The organism is Anseongella ginsenosidimutans (genome assembly GCF_008033235.1).
Lineage (GTDB): Bacteria > Bacteroidota > Bacteroidia > Sphingobacteriales > Sphingobacteriaceae > Anseongella > Anseongella ginsenosidimutans.
On the sequence record NZ_CP042432.1, the window covers coordinates 2,621,361 to 2,641,578 of the forward strand.

General features: G+C 46.0%; 10 protein-coding genes and 2 CRISPR repeat arrays (1 of these 12 running past the window's edge). Of the genes, 8 read left to right on the forward strand and 2 right to left on the reverse strand.

Annotated elements, in window-relative coordinates; translation table 11 throughout:
• Positions 1 to 39 precede the first annotated feature (39 nt).
• Entirely contained in the window at positions 40 to 681 is a 642-nt protein-coding gene (locus FRZ59_RS10815; protein WP_132130248.1) for a 3-keto-disaccharide hydrolase, read from the forward strand.
• Positions 681 to 3,953, forward strand: coding sequence for a DUF7133 domain-containing protein (locus FRZ59_RS10820; RefSeq protein WP_132130249.1), 3,273 nt, complete (start codon positions 681 to 683; stop codon positions 3,951 to 3,953). The genes FRZ59_RS10815 and FRZ59_RS10820 overlap by 1 nt, the downstream gene beginning before the upstream one ends.
• Here FRZ59_RS10820 and FRZ59_RS10825 read toward each other — a convergent pair.
• Positions 3,937 to 5,232, reverse strand: coding sequence for an MATE family efflux transporter (locus FRZ59_RS10825; protein ID WP_207910340.1), 1,296 nt, complete (start codon positions 5,230 to 5,232; stop codon positions 3,937 to 3,939). The two genes, FRZ59_RS10820 and FRZ59_RS10825, sit on opposite strands and share 17 nt — an antisense overlap.
• A 41-nt stretch (positions 5,233 to 5,273) precedes the next feature.
• Positions 5,274 to 5,633, reverse strand: coding sequence for a DUF4260 domain-containing protein (locus FRZ59_RS10830; protein ID WP_132130251.1), 360 nt, complete (start codon positions 5,631 to 5,633; stop codon positions 5,274 to 5,276).
• Positions 5,634 to 5,884: 251 nt separating this feature from the next.
• Here FRZ59_RS10830 and FRZ59_RS10835 point away from each other — a divergent pair, with 251 nt between their 5' ends.
• The 6 genes from FRZ59_RS10835 (at position 5,885) to istB (ending at position 19,237) form a co-directional block, all read left to right on the forward strand.
• Positions 5,885 to 6,931 (forward strand): type I restriction endonuclease, encoded by a 1,047-nt coding sequence (locus tag FRZ59_RS10835; protein ID WP_132130252.1) that lies wholly within the window; start codon positions 5,885 to 5,887, stop codon positions 6,929 to 6,931.
• A gap of 330 nt (positions 6,932 to 7,261) precedes the next feature.
• Entirely contained in the window at positions 7,262 to 11,815 is a 4,554-nt protein-coding gene (cas9, locus tag FRZ59_RS10840) for a type II CRISPR RNA-guided endonuclease Cas9 (RefSeq protein WP_132130253.1), read from the forward strand.
• Positions 11,812 to 12,714, forward strand: coding sequence for a type II CRISPR-associated endonuclease Cas1 (gene cas1, locus FRZ59_RS10845; protein ID WP_132130254.1), 903 nt, complete (start codon positions 11,812 to 11,814; stop codon positions 12,712 to 12,714). Before cas9 ends, cas1 begins: the two co-directional genes overlap by 4 nt.
• Entirely contained in the window at positions 12,711 to 13,058 is a 348-nt protein-coding gene (gene cas2 / locus FRZ59_RS10850) for a CRISPR-associated endonuclease Cas2 (protein ID WP_132130255.1), read from the forward strand. The genes cas1 and cas2 overlap by 4 nt, the downstream gene beginning before the upstream one ends.
• Positions 13,059 to 13,164: 106 nt before the next feature.
• A CRISPR array of direct repeats spans positions 13,165 to 16,705; the repeat unit is 46 nt; unit sequence ACTGTGGTAAATCTCGTGATTCTGATAATTGAAAGCAAATCACAAC.
• A gap of 254 nt (positions 16,706 to 16,959) precedes the next feature.
• On the forward strand, positions 16,960 to 18,516 hold the full coding sequence (istA, locus tag FRZ59_RS10855) for an IS21 family transposase (RefSeq protein ID WP_225975025.1): 1,557 nt from the start codon (positions 16,960 to 16,962) through the stop codon (positions 18,514 to 18,516).
• Between the two features lies 1 nt (position 18,517).
• Complete coding sequence (istB, locus tag FRZ59_RS10860) at positions 18,518 to 19,237, forward strand: IS21-like element helper ATPase IstB (RefSeq protein WP_132130814.1); 720 nt, start codon at positions 18,518 to 18,520, stop codon at positions 19,235 to 19,237.
• Between the two features lie 131 nt (positions 19,238 to 19,368).
• A CRISPR array of direct repeats spans positions 19,369 to 20,218; the repeat unit is 46 nt; unit sequence ACTGTGGTAAATCTCGTGATTCTGATAATTGAAAGCAAATCACAAC; it runs 793 nt beyond the window's last position.

A 20,218-nucleotide genomic window follows, 5' to 3' on the forward strand; every position in this document is an offset into this window, starting at 1 on the left:
ATAGTACTTTAGCCTTACTAACCAAGTTTCGGAAATTTCATGAAAGTTACCCGGTTTCTCCTTTTGGCTGTGTGTTCCCTGTGCGTTGCCCAAGACAGGCTTTTTGCACAAAGCACCAGCGTTTCCCTGTTTGACGGCCGTACACTAAATGGCTGGGAAGTCGTTGACCCGGCTGACAGCAAGTACTGGAAAGTTTCCGACAGCGTCATTACCGGCGGCGACGGCGTAACGGCCATCCCTAAAAACACTTACCTGAGAACCGTCAAAGAATATGAGGACTTTGAATTTCGCTGCCTCTTTCGCCTTACCGGCGATGAATCTACCGGGATGATCAACAGCGGTATCCAATATCGCTCCACCGATTCCGGTACCGATATGATTGGTTACCAGGCCGACATCGGCAACGGCTATTGGGGCGATATTTATGATGAACACCGCCGTGGCAAACTCGTTGGGGGAGACCTGGCCGCCCTTCGCTTCCTGCTGAAGGAAAATGGCTGGAACAGCTATATCGTTCGGGTAAAGGGAGATCTCCATGAGCTGTATATCAATGGCATTAAGGCCTGCGAATACGTAGAAAAGGATCCGGATGTTCCCCGAAAAGGGGTGATCGCCATCCAGCTGCACGGCGGCGGGGCCGCGAAAATTGAATTGCGGAACCCCACCATTACGGAATTATAATGCGCCTGCTTTTTCTGGCAATCTGCTGCCTTCCCTGCTGGGGATACGGCCAGCAACTATCCGGGCGCACGGGCGCCCTGTCGCCCGAGGAAGAACTGGCCGGATTCAAGCTGCCCGAAGGTTTCGTAATAGAGCTGGTTGCCAGCGAACGTGACGGAGTGGTAAAACCAATTGACCTGGCTTTTGACGACGCGGGCCGTCTATGGACCCAAACCGCCCGCATGTACCCGCTTGATCCCGTTACTGACATTCAATGGGAGCAGCTCCTGGAGCTGATGAACGACCGGGAAAAACAGGAAAGCCATCCTGCCTTCAGACGGGTACTGGACCTTTACCAGGGAAAAACGAAGGGCGACGATAAGATATTGGTCATTTCCGGCCTGTACGGGGAAGAAAAACGGGAAGTAGCGGTCTGGGCGGACGGCCTGGCCAACCCCATGAGCATCCTTCCCTATAAGAACGGCGCGTATGTAGCGCAAGGTTCGGAGTTGTTTTTCCTGGACGATACAAACCAGGACGGGCTTGCGGATAAACGCTTGCCCCTGCTTACCGGCTTCGGTTTTACCGATTCCCATACCATGACCCACCTGCTTACCCGCGGGCCCGGCGGCTGGATCTATTTCAGTCATGGCGCGCTCAATAAAGGTGAAGTTTCCTCCTTAACCGGAAATGCACGCCAGAACGTGGATTACAGTAAGATCGGCCGCTTTTCCCTGGACGCAGCCCGCCTGGAACTGGTGACCGCCGGCCTGAATAATATCTGGGGCCTGCAGCTTCGCGGTAAAGGACAGTGGTATGGTTCGGAAGCAAACGACCTGGGTTATTCGGTGGCGCCTATGGATCCCGGGACCAGCTTTCCCGGCATCGGGAACGAGCGGCTGCGCCCTTACCAGCCCTTTATGCCCGCCCTGCATGAATTCAGGGTAGGAGGAACCGGTCTTTCCGGCCTGGCATTTGCGGAAGACGCTTCCGGTTCCTTTCCCGCCGAATGGAAAGATGTCGCTTTCCTGGCCAATCCCATTACCAGTACCATTAACGCGGTAAGGATCGTTCGCCATGCCGACGGCAGCGTCAGTGCTGAACACCTTCCCGATCTGCTGACATCCAAAGATGACTGGTTTCGGCCCGTAAACCTGAAATTCGGACCGGACGGATGCCTGTACATCGCTGACTGGTACAATAAAATCATTTCGCATAACGAAGTGCCCACGAGCCATCCTGAAAGAGATAAAACCCATGGCCGCATCTGGCGCATCCGCCACGTGAGCCAAGCGCCCCGCCCCATCCCGAACCTTTACGAGGCAAAGGCCCGGCAGCTGATCACTTCCCTTCAATCGCCTTCCCTCTGGGAAAAAAGAGCAGCCTGGCACCAGCTCGCCGAGCGTGAAGTAAAACCCGCGACTGTCGGCTCCCTGCAAGACCTGCTGGCCGATAATTCCCGGGACGAAATAACCCGCATTCATGCACTCTGGTCCCTTGAAGCGCTGAATGGATATGATGCAGCGCTCTGGCGCAGCCTGCTGGAACCAGGCACGGCGGCGGACCGGCAGGGAGAAGACCCTGACCGGAAGGGAGGAACCCCGGACCTGAAGAGCGAAGTCACGGACCGGCAGGAGGGAACCTCGGTCCAGCAGCGACGAACCCCGGACCAGCAGGGCGGAACACCGGAACGGTCGGGAAAAGCTCCGGACCCGCGGGAAGGAGCCGCAGATGACCTTCGCAGGGAGGCCATTCGCTCGCTGGCCAGCTTTCAGCTTTCTCCCGCGGAAATAGCTGAATTGCTGAAAGGCCCGGCGGAGGACCCCAATCCCATGATCCGCTCCCAGGTACTCCGGACTATTGCGGAAATCGATTCGGCCAATGAAGACCTTCTTGCCATCCTTGTACGTGCCTGCCGCCCTGAATTGCCCGGAAAGGGCCTGGGCGGGCCCTACGAACGGCGGTTTGAACGTTACCTGGCCCGCAAAGCCCTTGAACAATACCCGGAAGCCCTGGAAGCCTTTCTGAAAAATGTACCGGCAGGTATTCCCGTTGAAAATATTTTATGGGCTGTTCAATCCCTTCCGCAGAAGCAAAAAGAAGCCGCCTTCCTGGAATTCTGGCCGCAAGCCCAGCTTCGCACGATCGATGAATCCACTTTTGTAAGCATTGCCGGTATGTTGGGCAATCAGGCCATCTACGATGCGGTCCGCCCTTTGATGGAAGCGCCGGGTAACGCCGCGGATATTGTCCGCTTTGCCATAGCCAACCAGTCGCAGGTGCAATCGCCGGAGATGGCGAGCCTGCTGCAGCAGCCTGTTTCCAACCTGCTTCAGGAAAATGATCCCGAAGGAATCAAGCTTGCGCTGGATGCGGCCAATCGCTTCAAGATAGATCTTCCGGCCGAAACTGTAGCCGCGCTTTTTGCCGGCCAGCCTTCGGAACAAACCACTGAACTTATTATCAACGCCCTGGAAGCCCGGCCTGGCGCCAATGAAGCGGTGTTCAGCCGCATTGTAAAAGATGATCAATTCAGCTTCGCCCTGCGCAGCACCGCCCTTCATCACCTGGCGAAGGCGAACCAACAGTCCGCCTTTTCCGTATTGAAGTCCTGGCTGCCGGGCCTTGATACCACGCAGGCGGGCAAGCTGGCCGAAACGCTTTCCGGTTCCCCGCAGGGCGCCGCGTTGCTTGTAAGCGTGTATGAAAAGAAGTTGCTCCCGGCCCGGGCCTTTTCCCTTTCCACCGCAGAACGTATCCGTGAGGCCCAGCCTGAAAGCTCCGGAGCAACGCGTCTTCTTGCCTACGTAAAAGAACAGCAGTCTGCCCGCAGGCAGCAGGTACATAGCAAAATGGAACGTTTCCTGGCTATTGCCACCAATAACAAGGGCAATCCGGTAAAAGGCGCCGCCCTTTTCCAGACCTGCCTTATGTGTCACCAGGTAGGCAGTCAGGGCGTTAACCTGGGCCCCGCCCTTGACGGCTCCGCCAATCGCGACAGCGAAGCCCTCCTCACCGCTATCCTGAGCCCCGATGCGGCCGTGGAATCCGGCTATGCCGCCTACCGCATCACCAAAAAAGACGGTACCAGTTACCAGGGCCTGCTCGTTGAAAAAAACGACCGCGGCGCTACCATCGCCTTTATGGGCGGCTCCACCGTCTTCATCCAGGCTGCTGAGATAAAAAGCCAGGGCTTTCTCCCCGGCCGTTCCTTTATGCCCAAAGGGCTGATAGAAAGTTATAGCGATGAACAGGTAGCCGACCTGCTGGCCTATATCAGGAGCTTGAAATAGTATTTTCTGACGGCTTGCGGAAGCTTTCCATTAAACGCGGCAGGTAAAGGTACAGGGTGATCCCGCGGATAAAAACATAGGCGATAAAGGCCAGCCAAAGACCGTTATTATGGGTCCAGGATGTAAGAACGATCTCAAGACCAATAAAAAGCAGCAGCGAGGCAATGGACGCATTCCGCATTTCCCTGCTCCGTATAGCCCCGATAAAGACGCCGTCCAGCTGGAAGGCAAAAAAGGAAATGGCTATATAAATGGCCGCATAGGAGAGATGCTGTCCTGCAATTTCCTGAACCCCCGCATCCCGGGTCAGGAATGAGATAGCGGGCCTTCCAAAGGTCCAGACCATCAGGGCGAGCAGCAAAGCCGTGCCGCCGGCAAGCTGAGTCGCATTTTTTACATCGCGGATAAACCGGCTCCGGTCTTTTGCGCCCAGCGCCCGCCCGGTTAACATTTCCACCACATAAGCGAATCCGTCTAAAAAGAAAGCAGATAAGGAAACAAACTGAAGCAATACATGGTTCGCCGCCAGCGTGGCATCCCCGAATTTCGCTCCCTGGTTGGTGAACCAGGCAAAGCCCCCGAGCAAGGCCAGGGTCCTGATCATGATATCGGAATTGGTTTTCAGCATACCCAAAAGCGGCCCCTTCCGGAGAACGTCCGCCCGGGATTTTCGCAGGAAGCGGAAAAGGTTAAAATGCAGCGACCGAAGCACCAGCCACAAGGCCAGCCCAAACGCCGCCCACTCAGCGATCAGGGTCCCCAGGGCAATTCCTTCCACGCCCATTTTCAACTCAAAGACAAAAAAGAGATTCAGGCAAACATTCACCCCATTCAAAAACAACTGGGTAATCAGTAGCTTCCGGGTATGCCCCAATCCAATCAAAGCGCCCAGCAGGGCAAAGGTTGCCAGGGTAGCGGGAGCCCCCCATATCCGGATAAAAAAATACCGCTTAACCAGCTCGCTGACCTCGTCACTCGCACTCAATAACCGCAGCGCCGCCCAGCAAATCCCTGACTGGAACAGCACCAGCACCACGCCAATTCCAAGCCCCAGCAATAAGGCCCTGGTCAGCGCCAAACGCGCCTCCTGATCATCCCGGGCGCCCGCCGCCTGCGCAATGAACCCGGTAGTCCCCATTCTCAGAAAGCCGAAGCTCCAGTAAACAAAACTGAACACCAACGCCCCCAGGGCAATAGCGCCCAATTCCCGCGCCGTCGCCGTCCGCCCGATAGCCGCCGTATCCGCCAGCCCCAAAAGGGGCACAGACGCGTTCGCCAATATAATTGGAATAGCCAGGCGAACAATGACCCGGTAATTTTCTAGTTTCGCCCAGCGCCCAGCCACCCTAAACTCGTATGTTTAAAATCATCCGGATACTTCAGTCCATACCCCGCTATCCGGTCCATGCAGGCATGCCCCAGCAAAATAATCCCCGACAATTCCACCCACTCCCGCGAAAAATGCCATCCCACACATATCAGCACCGCACCCAGCGCCTTATGATGAAAGAAATTGTACACCCACGCGCCCGTTTTGGGCCCCCGAACATACCCGAGCATACTAATGTCGGGAGCCAAAAGCAGCAGGGGATACCACCACCACGCAAAAGAAGTTTGAGCGAACAAATAAATAGAAAATCCGAATAAAGCGATTTCCTCCAGTTTCAGTAAAAGATTCATTGATCAAAGATAGGAGAAGGTTTGCATTTTTGCGGCGGGAAAGAGCATTGAAAAAATTACAAGATTTATTTGCATTTTCCGAAAAATGGTTATATTTAGGGAAATTAAAACTATGGAATGACCCTTACGCAACCTGTTAAACCTTAAACTCCGTCAACAATTTGCCCATGAAAAGCAATATCCGTATTACAAGCATAAAGTAATATTTACATCGGTTTATCATTGCGTGGAGTCGTATTAGACTTGCGACTATGGATTTTAAAGATTCTATTATGCAGTTTGCCGGCCGGGTCGAAAAACTGCTGCCCCAGATCCAGACGGAGGAGGCAACCAAGAATGCATTGATAATGCCATTTATCCAGCTTCTTGGATACGACGTCTTCAATCCGTTTGAAGTTAATCCCGAATTTATTGCCGATCTGGGTATAAAAAAGGGAGAAAAGGTTGATTATGCTATTATAAGAGATGGGCAACCGGTAATCCTGGTAGAGTGTAAGCATCATGCGGATAGCCTCGACCCCCACAATTCCCAGCTTTTCAGATATTTTCACACTACTGATGCGAAATTTGGACTACTTAGTAATGGCCTGCATTATCGGTTTTATACTGATTTGATAAAGCCTAACAAGATGGATGAAAAGCCCTTTTTCGAGTTCAAGATCAACGAGATTCGGGATAACGAGATCCAGGAGCTAAAAAAGTTTCATAAATCTTATTTCAATCTCGAAAATATTGCTAATACAGCCAGCGAGTTGAAATTTCTTAATGAGGTCAAAATGCTACTAAATAAGGAGTTAAGTAGCCCAACAGAAGATTTCGTCCGCTTTTTTGCCAAACAAACTTACCCCACCATTGTGACTGCAAAGGTTTTAGAGCAGTTTACTTCTATTACTAAAAGAGCCTTTAATCAAATTTTAAACGATCTTATCAACGAAAGGCTTAAGACTGCTCTTAATAAAGAGAACGAATCCGAAGCGGCTTTAATCAAGCCGGAAACGAAGGATACCTTAAAAGCGGAAACTACCCAAGATGAAATTGATGGTTATTTGATAATAAAATCGATCCTGCGAGCAAAGGTGGACGTACAACGAGTGGTGATGCGTGACAACCAGACGTATTGCGCCATTCTTTTGGATGATAATAACCGGAAGCCGATTTGTCGGCTTTATTTTAACGGGAAAAAGAAGCAATTAGCTCTGGTAGGGGCAAATAAAAAAGAGGCAAAATACGAGATTGCGTCGCTGGATGATATATACCAGTATTCGGAAGAGTTATTGAAAACAGCAGAGGTCTACTAAATAAAAAAGCCCCCTGATTATGGACAAGAGGCGATCCAAATGTTTACACAACGGAATAAAATCCTTATTGTGACTTGCTTTCGAACGCAAGGTAAAAAAAATCCTGCAATAGCAAAAATTATTGCAGGATTAAGCAAGTCACAACTCATGCCACTACCACACTATACACAGCATGTACTGTAATTTCCTTAAAATGAAGACAAGCGAGAACGCTAAATCGAAGGGTTGGGTCCCTTTTTTTAGTCAAGAAAGCTCGTACGCCAAGAGAATAAATGGGTAGTGGTATTGCAAAATTAATTATTTATATCTTGACATAAGTATCTGAAAATCATGAAGAAAAAATTAGGCTTAGATCTGGGAAGTAACTCTGTAGGTTGGGCGTTAGTGGAACAAGATTTTAAAAGTAAGGACGGCCGAATTCTTGGAATGGGAAGTCGTATTATTCCAATGAGCCAGGATATATTAGGTGATTTTGATAAGGGAAACTCGGTTTCTCAGACAGCCGAGCGAACAGGTTATCGTGCAACCCGGAGATTGCGAGAGCGCTACTTGCTAAGACGGGAGAGACTCCATCGTGTTTTATATGTTTTAGGCTTTCTGCCTGAACATTATGCGAAACAAATTGATTTTGAACGGCGTTTGGGGAAGTTTATTAAGGAAGCTGAGCCCAAACTTGCTTATAAGGTGGTTGAAGACAAGATTAAAGGGAAAAACGAGTATGAATTTGTCTTCATCGAATCTTTCAATGAAATGTTATCGGATTTTCGTGAGCATCAGCCTCAAATTCTGTTGAGTGAAGACGGTGAATCCCGGCTTGTTCCTTACGACTGGACTATTTATTATTTACGCAAGAAGGCGTTGACAAAAAAAATAAAAAAGGAGGAACTGGCATGGATCTTATTGAATTTCAATCAAAAAAGGGGTTATTATCAACTGCGTGGTGAGGAAGAAGAGGGAAATCCTAATAAGATGGTGGAGTTTTACTCATTAAAGGTAGTAGATGTCAACGCAGATGAAGGTCAAAAAGGCAGTTCAGAGATTTGGTATTCGCTAACTCTGGAAAATGGGTGGGTATACAGACGTTCGAGCAAAACGCCCCTGTCAAACTGGAAGGGCAAGGTTCGGGACTTTATTGTTACTACTGACCTGAACGATGATGGAACTGTAAAGACCGATAAAGAAAGTAATGAAAAGAGAAGTTTCCGCGCCCCGGGGGAAGACGATTGGACGTTGTTAAAGAAGAAAACGGAAAGGGATATTGAGCAGTCTGACAAAACAGTTGGAACCTACATCTATGATACGTTATTGCAAAACCCCAAACAGAAAATCAAGGGCAAGCTGGTCCGAACCATCGAACGCAAGTTTTATAAAAATGAGCTGAGACGCATTTTGCAAAAGCAAAAAGAGTTTCACCCAGAGCTTCGAAATGGGGATATTTATAATGACTGTGTACGCGAGTTATATAGAAACAATGATGCTCATCGGCTTTTGTTGAGCAAGAAGGATTTCGTGCATTTGCTTGTGGATGATATTATCTTCTACCAACGTCCGTTGCGCAGCCAAAAATTATCTATTGGTAACTGTACCTTGGAATATCGAAAGTATAAAGACGCCAGCGGAGTGGAACATACTAAATACTTAAAAGCTATTCCCAAATCCCATCCGTATTATCAGGAGTTTCGTCTATGGCAGTGGCTGTGCAATCTTAGTATCTACAAAAGAGAAGATGACACAAATGTCACGCTTAAGTTTTTAACTAACACAAGCGATTACGCGAAGCTGTTTGATTTTCTGAATAATCGGAAGGAAGTTGATCAGAAGTCATTGCTAAAGTACTTCAAGTTGAATGAGAAAACACATCGATGGAATTTTGTAGAGGATAAGAAATACCCCTGCAATGACACCGGGTATGAAATCCGAAGAAGATTTGCCAAAATTGAAACTCTCCCGGAGGGTTTTCTAAACCCTGATATAGAGAAAAAAATATGGCATATTATCTATTCTGTAACTGATAAAAAAGAGTACGAAAAAGCTCTGAAATCCTTTGCTAATAAATATCAAGTAGATGAAATTCAATTTGTTGATGCGTTCAGGAAGGTTCCCCCCTTTAAAAGAGAGTATGGTGCTTATTCCGAGAAGGCGATTAAAAAATTGCTTCCATTGATGCGACTGGGAAAATATTGGTGCTGGGATGCCATTGATAAATGCTCGAGAGAAAGGATAGAAAAGATAATTACGGGCGAGTATGACGAGAATATTGATGACCGAATACGAGAGAAAGCCCGACATTTCCGAGATGAAAGCGATTTTCAGGGTTTACAGCACTGGCTGGCCCAATACGTTGCATACGGACGAGCCGCTATAACAGATAAATGGAATTCTGTAGATGATTTGGAGCAATACCTGGAAGACTTCAAACTGCACTCGCTTCGTAATCCGATTGTGGAGCAATTAATTATGGAAACGCTGCGGGTAGTAAAAGATATTTGGATTAAATATGGCAATGGGGTTAAAGATTTCTTTGACGAAATTCATATTGAGCTAGGCAGAGAAATGAAGAACACCAAGGATGAGAGAAAGAGAATTGCCAACCAGATAGCAGAAAATGAAAACACAAATCTTCGTATTAAAGCCATTTTGGCAGAAATGGTGAAGTATACTGAAATGGAGAACGTGCGTCCATATTCGCCAATGCAGCAGGAGATATTAAAAGTGTATGAAGACGGCGTACTTAATTCAGATATAGAGATCGACGAAGATATTTTGAAGATCAGCAAAATGGCACAGCCGTCATCAGCCGATTTGAGAAAGTATAAATTGTGGTTAGAGCAAAGGTATCGTTCGCCTTACACCGGGGCGATTATTCCATTGAATAAGTTGTTTACGCCTGAATATGAAATAGAACACATTATCCCTCAAAGTCGCTATTTCGACGACAGCTTTAGCAATAAGGTGATTTGTGAAGCTGCTGTAAATACACTCAAGGACAATCAGCTTGGCTATGAGTTTGTTAGGCATCATCATGGAGAAAAGGTGCAGATTGGTCACAAAACGGTTCAGGTATTTGAAATAACTGAATATGAAGATTTTATCAAACGACATTATGCAAAAAGTCGCAGCAAGCGCAATAAGCTTTTAATGGAGGACATCCCAGAGGATATGGTCAAAAGACAAATGAACGATACACGTTACATTAGTAAGTTTATTTCTTCGGTATTATCTAATTTAGTTCGTGCTGAAGCCAATGATGATGGTATTAATTCCAAGAACCTCATTCCCGTAAATGGAAAGATAACTAATCAACTGAAGCAGGATTGGGGGCTAAATGACGTGTGGAACGAATTGATTTTACTACGTTTCGAACGGATGAATCAATTGACTAATTCCAGCAATTTTACTGCATGGAGTAAAAATCACCAAAAATATCTGCCGACAGTTCCCCTGGAATTCTCAAAAGGCTTTTCTAAGAAGAGAATAGACCATCGCCACCACTCGATGGATGCTTTAGTTATAGCATGCACGACGAGGGATCACGTCAATTTGCTTAATAACAAGTACGCAAAGTCAAAGGAGCGGTTTGACTTAAGCCGGAAGCTCAGACTATTCGAAAGGGTGAATTATGTTGATCCTCGGACTGGCAGACGGGTTGAGCGGGAGGTGCCCAAAGATTTTATCAAGCCTTGGATTAACTTTACTTCCGAAGCAAAGACCGCCATGGAAAATATTGTGGTTAGTTTCAAGCAGAATCTGCGTGTAATCAACAAGGCAACTAACCGTTATGAAAAATGGGTGGAGAGAGATGGCGTTAAAGTAAAAGAGGTGCGAGCGCAGAAAGGGGTGAATTGGGCGATCAGAAAGCCTTTACACAAAGATACGGTAGCCGGATTGGTTCTATTGAGAAGAAGAAAAATCGTTTCACTTAACGCTGCATTGGAAACCGTGAATGAAATTGCCGATAGGGAACTGAGAAAAGAAATACAATCCATGCAGCTGAAGGGTCTGGATCGAAAGCAGATCACCAAGTATTTTAAAGATATCAAATATCAATGGAGAGGACAAGATATATCCAGACTAGAGATTTTCTATTGGGATAATGACAACGTAGCTTCGAGGGTCTCGCTCAACGACACATTCGATGAAAAACGCATCGGAACTATTACCGATACCGGTATTCAAAAAATTCTGCTTAATCATTTAGATAGCTGTAAAGGCCGTTTGGATGCAAGAGGCAAAGATATACCTGCTCCTCTCATTGCATTTTCCCCAGAAGGTATTGAAGAAATGAATAAGAATATTGTTTCACTCAATAATGGTCGGCCGCATCAGCCTATTTTAAAAGTCCGCACTTACGAGCCAAAAGGCAATAAGTTCTATGTAGGACAAACGGGAAACAAGAGGGCAAAATATGTAGAAGCAGCCAAGGGGACAAATTTGTTTTTTGCTATTTATCAAGATCAGGTAGGAAAGAGGAAATATGAAACTATTCCACTTAATATAGTAATTGAACGTCAGAAGCAGGGGCTTGGATCTGTTCCATCGGAAAATGAGCAGGGAGATAAACTATTGTTTTATCTCTCACCCAATGACCTGGTATATGTGCCATCGGAGGAGGAGAAAGGAGATGCCGACAATGCAGATTTTGGCGATTTAAGCACCCCGCAGCTATATAATATTTATAAGGTGGTGAGCTTTACCGGGTACCAGATTTTTTTTGTTAAACATGATGTAGCTGCACCTATTGTAAATAAAGGCGAATTTTCTCCGTTGAACAAAATGGAGCGGGCTTGGGACGGAAGGATGATCAAAGAACACTGTATAAAACTAAAAGTAGATAGATTAGGTGTCATTTCGCGATTCAATGCCTATATTGACATTACGGTATGATTAAACGTACTCTCTATTTCGGGAATCCCGTCCGGCTTCGCCTGCAGCAGAACCAATTGGTGGTCGAATACTCAGATGAAGAGCAGGAGAATAAATCAGTCCCAGTGGAAGATATCGGGATGGTTCTAATAGACCACCAACAAGTATCTGTAACCCATGGTATCATAAATACGCTAATTGAGCATAATGCCGCCGTGCTTTGGTGTGATAACCGGCATATGCCTAATGGGCTTGTGTTGCCGATGAGCGCCGGACATATTTTTACCAAAAAGCTACGGTCGCAGCTTGATGCCAGCGAACCATTGAAAAAGCAATTATGGAAACAAACGATACAAGCAAAGATCCGTAATCAAGCCGGGGTGGTGGAATGGATTGGGAAGGATGCTCAGGCATTGCGAAAAATGGCTTCACGCGTGTGGAGTGGCGATCCGGAAAATATCGAAGGCCAGGCTTCGTTTGTGTATTGGAAATTATTGTTTACCGGAGATTCAGCGTTTAGGCGACATCGATATGGTTCACCCCCTAACCACATGCTGAATTATGCCTATGCCATTTTAAGAGCGATTGTCGCCAGGAGCCTGGTAGCGAGTGGATGCTTACCGGCGGTGGGTATCTTTCACAGGAACCAATACAACGCTTTTTGTCTGGCCGACGATATTATGGAGCCTTATAGGCCGGTCGTAGACAGATTAGTTTTACAAGTGCTGATGGATCACCAGGGGGACATTTCGGAAGAATTGACCCCTGAGTTGAAACAGGAACTGTTAAAGGTGCCCGTATTGGATGTTGTTATTGAAAAACAAAACAGTCCCTTGATGGTGGGCATGCAGCGTACCACTTCCAGCCTTATGAAATGCTTTGAGGGTGACTCACGCAAGATCAATTATCCGGAGATGTGAGCAAATCTTACTATAACCGGTTCAATCAATACCGTATTTTGTGGGTTTTTGTATCATTCGATTTGCCAACCGAAACGAAGACTGATCGGAAAAACTATGCCGTCTTCCGAAAGAACCTAAAGCAGGATGGGTTTAGCATGCTGCAATTTTCTATTTATGCCAGACACTGCAATAGCCGTGAAAATGCTGAGGTACATATAAAGCGAGTCAAGAGTTTCCTACCGAAGAAAGGAGAAGTAATTCTCTTTACGCTAACAGACAAACAATTCGGAATGATGGAGTTTTTCAGAGGTAAATCTCCCGGAGAAAAACCGGAAACACCTCAGCAACTTGAGCTATTTTAAAGCAAAAACAGCGCGGCTAGTTAGATATCATCAGTTTATTCTTCCCGTTTTTGAATCCTAAAGGATGAGATAAACCACAGTATATCAGTACGATAAATGGTGATATACTGTGGTAAATCTCGTGATTCTGATAATTGAAAGCAAATCACAACGCCGGAAGGGCGCGAACTCTTTTGGTGCAGACTGTGGTAAATCTCGTGATTCTGATAATTGAAAGCAAATCACAACGAAAAGGTATCCTAATCAGGACCTTGATAAACTGTGGTAAATCTCGTGATTCTGATAATTGAAAGCAAATCACAACAGATACCGACCTATGGGAAAAAGAGTGGTTACTGTGGTAAATCTCGTGATTCTGATAATTGAAAGCAAATCACAACAAAAACAGGCGGGGATGGACATAGTTAAAGACTGTGGTAAATCTCGTGATTCTGATAATTGAAAGCAAATCACAACGATAGGATAATATAGACCGCAGCCCGTCAAACTGTGGTAAATCTCGTGATTCTGATAATTGAAAGCAAATCACAACAAGGGGCTGCCAGCAATGGTAGTCGCCGAAACTGTGGTAAATCTCGTGATTCTGATAATTGAAAGCAAATCACAACTCCTCGGTCAAGGTAGCCCAGCTCAAAGGACTGTGGTAAATCTCGTGATTCTGATAATTGAAAGCAAATCACAACGCAAAGAGTTTTGCGACCCTTCCGATGGCGACTGTGGTAAATCTCGTGATTCTGATAATTGAAAGCAAATCACAACCAAAATATGAAAACCGTAACCGGCAGTACGACTGTGGTAAATCTCGTGATTCTGATAATTGAAAGCAAATCACAACTTTAGGACGTCTGCGTGGCCGCTTATCTCTACTGTGGTAAATCTCGTGATTCTGATAATTGAAAGCAAATCACAACTCCTTTTGCAGAAGAAGTCACGAAAATCGTACTGTGGTAAATCTCGTGATTCTGATAATTGAAAGCAAATCACAACCGCCCAAGAGGCGAAGATTGTAAAAGAGTAACTGTGGTAAATCTCGTGATTCTGATAATTGAAAGCAAATCACAACCGGATCAAATCCGAAGACCCGGACGAGGAAACTGTGGTAAATCTCGTGATTCTGATAATTGAAAGCAAATCACAACTAATTCATGCGCGGTAGTAGCATGCATTGTACTGTGGTAAATCTCGTGATTCTGATAATTGAAAGCAAATCACAACACTACGCTTGAACTCGCAAATGGGTCGTGGACTGTGGTAAATCTCGTGATTCTGATAATTGAAAGCAAATCACAACTTGAAAACCGAACATAAAAACAGCGATATGACTGTGGTAAATCTCGTGATTCTGATAATTGAAAGCAAATCACAACGATCGACAACTCGGATCTACCTATGGTTCCACTGTGGTAAATCTCGTGATTCTGATAATTGAAAGCAAATCACAACTAGGAGAAAATAAAACATGGGCGGAATAGCACTGTGGTAAATCTCGTGATTCTGATAATTGAAAGCAAATCACAACCCCCGCTGGAAGGTATTCCGCAGGGCAAAGACTGTGGTAAATCTCGTGATTCTGATAATTGAAAGCAAATCACAACAAGTATAACGCAGTTCCGATCTCACTAGGTACTGTGGTAAATCTCGTGATTCTGATAATTGAAAGCAAATCACAACGGTATCGCTCTGTTCATCGTGTTTATTTTGACTGTGGTAAATCTCGTGATTCTGATAATTGAAAGCAAATCACAACTTCGCAGCCTGCGTTGAATGCTGACTTTATACTGTGGTAAATCTCGTGATTCTGATAATTGAAAGCAAATCACAACTGGCGGTAGCTTGTCTGCTAGTTATGTTATACTGTGGTAAATCTCGTGATTCTGATAATTGAAAGCAAATCACAACCCGGAAGACAGTTTTTTCGGAAGCAGCGGCACTGTGGTAAATCTCGTGATTCTGATAATTGAAAGCAAATCACAACAGTTTTTGATTAAAGGCCCATCATTGTTTCACTGTGGTAAATCTCGTGATTCTGATAATTGAAAGCAAATCACAACTCCGCTGCACCGGGGTCGATCCGGCATATAACTGTGGTAAATCTCGTGATTCTGATAATTGAAAGCAAATCACAACCCGGGGTCTGCCCGAACGCGTGACGAATCTACTGTGGTAAATCTCGTGATTCTGATAATTGAAAGCAAATCACAACTACCCATTGTTTGCGAAATCCATAGGTTGGACTGTGGTAAATCTCGTGATTCTGATAATTGAAAGCAAATCACAACGGAAGAAGCAGCCGAAATATACGCAAGCGAACTGTGGTAAATCTCGTGATTCTGATAATTGAAAGCAAATCACAACTGTGTACGGCGAGATGTATGCATGAAGGCGACTGTGGTAAATCTCGTGATTCTGATAATTGAAAGCAAATCACAACAATTGAGAACAACGAAAACGTGCAGAAATGACTGTGGTAAATCTCGTGATTCTGATAATTGAAAGCAAATCACAACTGGTTTTTAAATTCCATTGCCGGGTTGCCCACTGTGGTAAATCTCGTGATTCTGATAATTGAAAGCAAATCACAACTACCCATTGTTTGCGAAATCCATAGGTTGGACTGTGGTAAATCTCGTGATTCTGATAATTGAAAGCAAATCACAACGGAAGAAGCAGCCGAAATATACGCAAGCGAACTGTGGTAAATCTCGTGATTCTGATAATTGAAAGCAAATCACAACTGTGTACGGCGAGATGTATGCATGAAGGCGACTGTGGTAAATCTCGTGATTCTGATAATTGAAAGCAAATCACAACAATTGAGAACAACGAAAACGTGCAGAAATGACTGTGGTAAATCTCGTGATTCTGATAATTGAAAGCAAATCACAACCAAAAATGCCGTTCGATGATAATATTTTCCACTGTGGTAAATCTCGTGATTCTGATAATTGAAAGCAAATCACAACAATACTTGTACGATGGCAAGTCCTTGATAGACTGTGGTAAATCTCGTGATTCTGATAATTGAAAGCAAATCACAACGGCAAAAGGATATTGAGATCAACGATATAAACTGTGGTAAATCTCGTGATTCTGATAATTGAAAGCAAATCACAACGGCAAAAGGATATTGAGATCAACGATATAAACTGTGGTAAATCTCGTGATTCTGATAATTGAAAGCAAATCACAACCGAGTATGGCTTCAGCTGTTTTTGGTGTTTACTGTGGTAAATCTCGTGATTCTGATAATTGAAAGCAAATCACAACGCAGCACTTGCGGAAATTCTCCGTCATCATACTGTGGTAAATCTCGTGATTCTGATAATTGAAAGCAAATCACAACTGGGGATTCAATCGTTTTTAAAATGTTTGCACTGTGGTAAATCTCGTGATTCTGATAATTGAAAGCAAATCACAACACCGTCACGCCAATATTATCCCCGACAAAGACTGTGGTAAATCTCGTGATTCTGATAATTGAAAGCAAATCACAACCATAGTGGATATTCAGTTTGCCGGAGATAAACTGTGGTAAATCTCGTGATTCTGATAATTGAAAGCAAATCACAACTACGTTGCCGGATGAAAACATGAATAAGATACTGTGATAAATTTCGTGATTCTGATAATTGAAAGCAAATTGGATAATCCGGACCATGCTGACCCCTTCAGAAGGGCCGGAATTTCGGATGTGCGAGAGCGATTGCAGCTCGTATTCACATGCCAATCCGGCAGATGCTGACCCCTCTGGGGAGGTAATCCGGCCCATGCTGACCCCTGTTTAAGACGGAAGGCGGCAGAATCCGGAGCATACTGACCCCTTATTGAATGGGTTTTGGTTTCTTGAGTGATCATTTTTCAATAAAGAAGATCACTACTGATGGCAGGAAAACCACGACCCATGAGTCAAGTAAAACAGCTTATACGTTTGCACCTGCAAGGCAATGGCAAGAAAACCATTGCCAGGGAGTTAGGCATCAGCAAAAACACGGTTAAGCAATATTTGGAAAAGGCAGCAGCCGACCCGCTTTCTATCAAGGAATTGCTTGAATTGGATGATCCGGTGCTGGAGGGCCGGTTTCATGCGGGCAATCCGGCGTATAAAGATCTCCGTTTTGAAGATCTGAAACGCCGCTTACCCTACCTGGAAAAGGAATTGGAAAAGGTGGGGGTGAATAAAATGCTGCTCTGGGAGGAATATAAACAGGCATACCCTGCAGGCTACGGGCGTACCCAGTTCTTCTTCCATTTCGCCCAGCTCTCCCGGGCCCGCAAACCCAGTGCAGTGCTCACTCATAAACCGGGTGATAAGCTCTATATTGATTTTTCAGGTAAAAAGGTGCATTACACCGACCGGGAAACCGGGGAGATGATCGTCTGCGAGCTATTTGTGGCCTGTTTGCCTTTTTCTGATTATGCTTTTTGTATCGCCGTCCCCAGCCAGCGCCTCAATGATTTCATTTATGCACTTATCCGCTGCCTGGAAGCACTCGGCGGGGCGGCACAGGCACTTGTGCCGGACAATATGAAAACGGCCGTCACCCGTGCCGATCGCTACGAACCGACCATCAATCAGACGCTCGAGGACCTGGCCAACCATTACCAGATGACGGTCGTGCCTGCCCGCCCCCGAAAACCAAAAGACAAGAGTTTGGCGGAGAATCAGGTGAAGCTGATCTATACCCGGGTACTGGCCAAACTGCGCAACCGGCAGTTCTTCGATCTTGATTCGCTCAACACCGCCATTACCGAAAAAATCCGGGAGCATAACCAGACCCGCCGCCAGCAGAAGCCCTACACGCGGGAAGAAGAGTTCCTGGCGGCGGAAAAAGATCAGTTAACGCCGCTGCCCGATAAGCGTTTCGAGCTGAAATATTATGCCGAGCTCAAGGTAGCCCAAAACGGACACGTATACCTTGGGAGGGACAAACATTATTACAGTGTTCCCTACACCTATATCGGCAGCAAGGTAAAAGTGATTTATACCCGCATGCTGGTACGCATCTATGCCCAGGGCAAACAGATTGCCTTGCATCAGCGAAATTATGCGCCGGGGAAATACACCTCGGTAAAAGAGCACCTGTGCTCCCAGCATCAGCATTACCATAACCGGAGTCCGGCGTATTATCTGGACCGGGCCAGACATACCTGCCGGGAATTATACGATCTCCTGGAAGCTCTGTTTGGACAGAACCGTTATCCCGAACAATTATACAACACCTGTGACGGGCTCTTCTCGCTGGCCCGCCGGAGCGACCCCGGCCGGTTTGCCCGGGCCTGTCAGATCGCGGCCGAGCATCGGGTATACTCCTATAAATTCGTGCAGAGCATCCTGGAAAACAACATGACTGAGCTTGAACAGGATCGTCCAATGGATCACCCCCTGCCCGGAGGGAGCAATGTCCGCGGTAAAGATTATTACCAGCAGCTCACCTTGACACTTAAAACACCATCATAACATGCAAGAACTACTTTCACAACTGAAAACGCTGCGCCTGAGTGGCATGAGCCGTAGCCTGGAGGCCATGACAGCCACCCGGCAGCATCAGGAGCTTACGCTCATAGAAGGACTGGCACTACTGCTGCAAGCCGAAGAGGAAGATCGTGACCACAAACGGTTTGACCGGCTGATCAAAAATGCCCGATTCCGCTACCAGGCTTCCATGGAAGAACTGCATATCGATGCCGCGCGCGGTATTGATAAGACCCTGGTTACCGAACTGGCAAGTAATAACTACGTTTCCAAGGGAATGCCGGTATTGGTCGAAGGCGCGACCGGAACCGGAAAAAGCTTTCTTATCTCTGCCCTGGGTCATCAGGCATGCGCAGGAGGGTACAAGGTGGCTTATTACAACCTGCAAAAGCTATTACTCAGGATCAAGCTCACGCGGCTGGACGGCAGTATTTACAAGTTCCTGGAGAAACTCTCCAGAACCGATCTGCTCATCCTGGACGACTTCGGTCTGGCGCACCTGGATCAGCAGCAACGGCTGGACCTGATGGAAATCATTGAAGATCGTCATGGAAAAACAGCCACCGTCATTGCCAGTCAACTACCCATTGCCAGTTGGTATGACGTAATTGGCGATGACGTGATCGCGGACGGAATTCTCGATAGGTTAGTTCACAGCGCCTACAAAATCCAGCTTAAGGGAGACAGTCTAAGAAAAAAACGGTAATATTGTCACACCATCAGCTCTGATGGAAACCAATCCCCTCAAGAGGGGTCAGTATGCCCGACACCGGGGTCAGCATTGACGGAATATCCACAAATCACAACCCCCTGCCTCTTGGGGTATGTGAGGGGGATACTGTGGTAAATCTCGTGATTCTGATAATTGAAAGCAAATCACAACCTGGACAAATTGGCGGACGAAGACAAAGAAACTGTGGTAAATCTCGTGATTCTGATAATTGAAAGCAAATCACAACGGAAGGCGAGTAAGCTTTCCAGGCCATTCAACTGTGGTAAATCTCGTGATTCTGATAATTGAAAGCAAATCACAACAGCAGGAAATAGGCGCCGGGATTAACTTCTACTGTGGTAAATCTCGTGATTCTGATAATTGAAAGCAAATCACAACGGCGGTTTTTAAGTGCTTCCGCCGCCTTGTACTGTGGTAAATCTCGTGATTCTGATAATTGAAAGCAAATCACAACAAAACTACGTTTACCGGGGCGTATGCTTATACTGTGGTAAATCTCGTGATTCTGATAATTGAAAGCAAATCACAACGGATAATAGTTTGGAAGATGAAGGGCAAAAACTGTGGTAAATCTCGTGATTCTGATAATTGAAAGCAAATCACAACGGTAATTAGCGTCGACATGTTCTTCGCTGGACTGTGGTAAATCTCGTGATTCTGATAATTGAAAGCAAATCACAACGTGGATATGCGACGTTGGAAGAGTTAGGGGACTGTGGTAAATCTCGTGATTCTGATAATTGAAAGCAAATCACAACAAAAAGTGTGGGAATCCCTTCAAAAGACGGAACTGTGGTAAATCTCGTGATTCTGATAATTGAAAGCAAATCACAACATACCCCGACAAATCGGGAGGAACTACATCACTGTGGTAAATCTCGTGATTCTGATAATTGAAAGCAAATCACAACAGCTTCCGGCAGTAGTAACTACATGCCCACACTGTGGTAAATC

What these genes read in the sequence shown, in the direction of transcription:
- FRZ59_RS10815 (WP_132130248.1), top strand. Translation starts at nt 40, where the DNA reads ATGAAAGTTACCCGGTTTCTCCTTTTGGCTGTGTGTTCCCTGTGCGTT.
- FRZ59_RS10820 (WP_132130249.1), top strand. Translation starts at nt 681, where the DNA reads ATGCGCCTGCTTTTTCTGGCAATCTGCTGCCTTCCCTGCTGGGGATAC.
- FRZ59_RS10830 (WP_132130251.1), bottom strand. Translation starts at nt 5,633, where the DNA reads ATGAATCTTTTACTGAAACTGGAGGAAATCGCTTTATTCGGATTTTCT.
- FRZ59_RS10835 (WP_132130252.1), top strand. Translation starts at nt 5,885, where the DNA reads ATGGATTTTAAAGATTCTATTATGCAGTTTGCCGGCCGGGTCGAAAAA.
- cas9 (WP_132130253.1), top strand. Translation starts at nt 7,262, where the DNA reads ATGAAGAAAAAATTAGGCTTAGATCTGGGAAGTAACTCTGTAGGTTGG.
- cas1 (WP_132130254.1), top strand. Translation starts at nt 11,812, where the DNA reads ATGATTAAACGTACTCTCTATTTCGGGAATCCCGTCCGGCTTCGCCTG.
- istA (WP_225975025.1), top strand. Translation starts at nt 16,960, where the DNA reads ATGAGTCAAGTAAAACAGCTTATACGTTTGCACCTGCAAGGCAATGGC.
- istB (WP_132130814.1), top strand. Translation starts at nt 18,518, where the DNA reads ATGCAAGAACTACTTTCACAACTGAAAACGCTGCGCCTGAGTGGCATG.